Origin of the sequence: Actinotalea sp. C106, from assembly GCF_023630195.1 — a bacterium.
Classification (GTDB): Bacteria; Actinomycetota; Actinomycetes; order Actinomycetales; family Cellulomonadaceae; genus Actinotalea.
Genome location: NZ_JALPKN010000521.1, coordinates 1 through 1142, shown reverse-complemented (window position 1 = coordinate 1142; position 1142 = coordinate 1). Strand labels below are relative to the sequence as shown.

Genomic DNA, 1142 nt, shown 5'->3' with positions numbered 1-1142 from the left:
GCCTTGACCTTGGCGGCCGGCTCGGCCTCCGGGGCGGTGGCCGGCTCGACGACGGGCGGGGCGACCTCGGTCACGGGGGTGGGGTCGGCCGGCGCCTCGGGGGCGGGGGTCGGGTCGGGCACGGGGGTCTCCTCTACCTGGTCTCGCTGCTCGAGGACCACACGGATCCGCTCGACCGTCGGGGCGACGTCCACGTCACCCTCGGTCGAGCTGGACTCGATCGCCTGCAGGATGGACCGCACACCGTCGACCATCTCCAGGAGCACGTCCGTGGTCGGCAGGTCCATCGAGCGGCGGCCGTCGCGGAGCTCCACGAGGAGGTTCTCCCCCGCGTGGGTCAGCTTCTCGAGCTTGCCGAAGGCCAGGAACCCGCTGGTGCCCTTGATCGTGTGGATCGTGCGGAACACGCTGCTGAGCAGCTCACGCGACTCCGGCGAGCCCTCGAGGGCCACCAGGTCCGAGTCGAGCTGGTCGAGGTTCTCGTGGCTCTCCACGAGGAACTCGCGGACGATCTCGTCCAAGTCCTCCACGTCAACCTCCAGGCCGAACGGTGCGACGGTTCTCCGTCACGTGCTGGAGGTGTATTCGGCCGTCCGGAGGGGCATGTGAGTGATCCCGCCGGGTGAGGCCAGCGTGCGTGTGGGCTCAGGCCTCGGGGGTGGGGGGGCGCAGGGCGCGCAGGGCGTCGGCGACGGCGTCGTCGGCGGCGACGGCCTCGGTGTTGGCCTTCTCGACGGCCTCGAGGACCTCGGCGCGGTTCACCCGCACGTCGCGGGGCGCGTCGATGCCGATGCGCACGCCGTCGTTGCGCACGTCGATCACGGTGATGACGATGTCGTCACCGATGATCAGGCGCTCTCCGACGCGTCGACTCAGGACCAGCATGCTCGCGAGGGTAGTCGCTCACGCGGCGTGGGGCTCGACGCGTCCAGGGTGCGGCGTGGTGGATCAGTCCCAGCGGGCGTCGTCGGTGAGGCGTTCGCTCAGCACCGCGGCCCACACCACGGGGGTCGCGGGCAGGCCGTCGAGCCACCCGACGGGGACCCCGAGGGACAGGACCATGCCCGGGGCCTGAGCCTCGAAGGCGGCCACCGCGGCGACCGCGTCGAACCGGCGGCGCAGCCCGACCGACCGCAGCCAGC

The 1142-nt window shown here is 72.2% G+C and carries 3 protein-coding genes; all 3 read right to left on the bottom strand.

Going from position 1 to position 1142, the window contains the following annotated elements:
* Positions 1-530 (bottom strand): Hpt domain-containing protein (locus L0B03_RS18175; protein ID WP_250448453.1); only part of this gene is annotated, 530 nt, incomplete at its 3' end.
* Positions 531-645: 115 nt separating this feature from the next.
* Entirely contained in the window at positions 646-885 is a 240-nt protein-coding gene (gene csrA / locus L0B03_RS18170; RefSeq protein WP_250448451.1) for a carbon storage regulator CsrA, read from the bottom strand.
* 63 nt (positions 886-948) lie between these two features.
* A partial coding sequence (locus tag L0B03_RS18165) for a hypothetical protein (RefSeq protein ID WP_250448449.1) occupies positions 949-1142 on the bottom strand: 194 nt, incomplete at its 5' end.

Coding starts and splice junctions, on each gene's coding strand:
- csrA (WP_250448451.1), bottom strand. CDS start 885: ATGCTGGTCCTGAGTCGACGCGTCGGAGAGCGCCTGATCATCGGTGAC.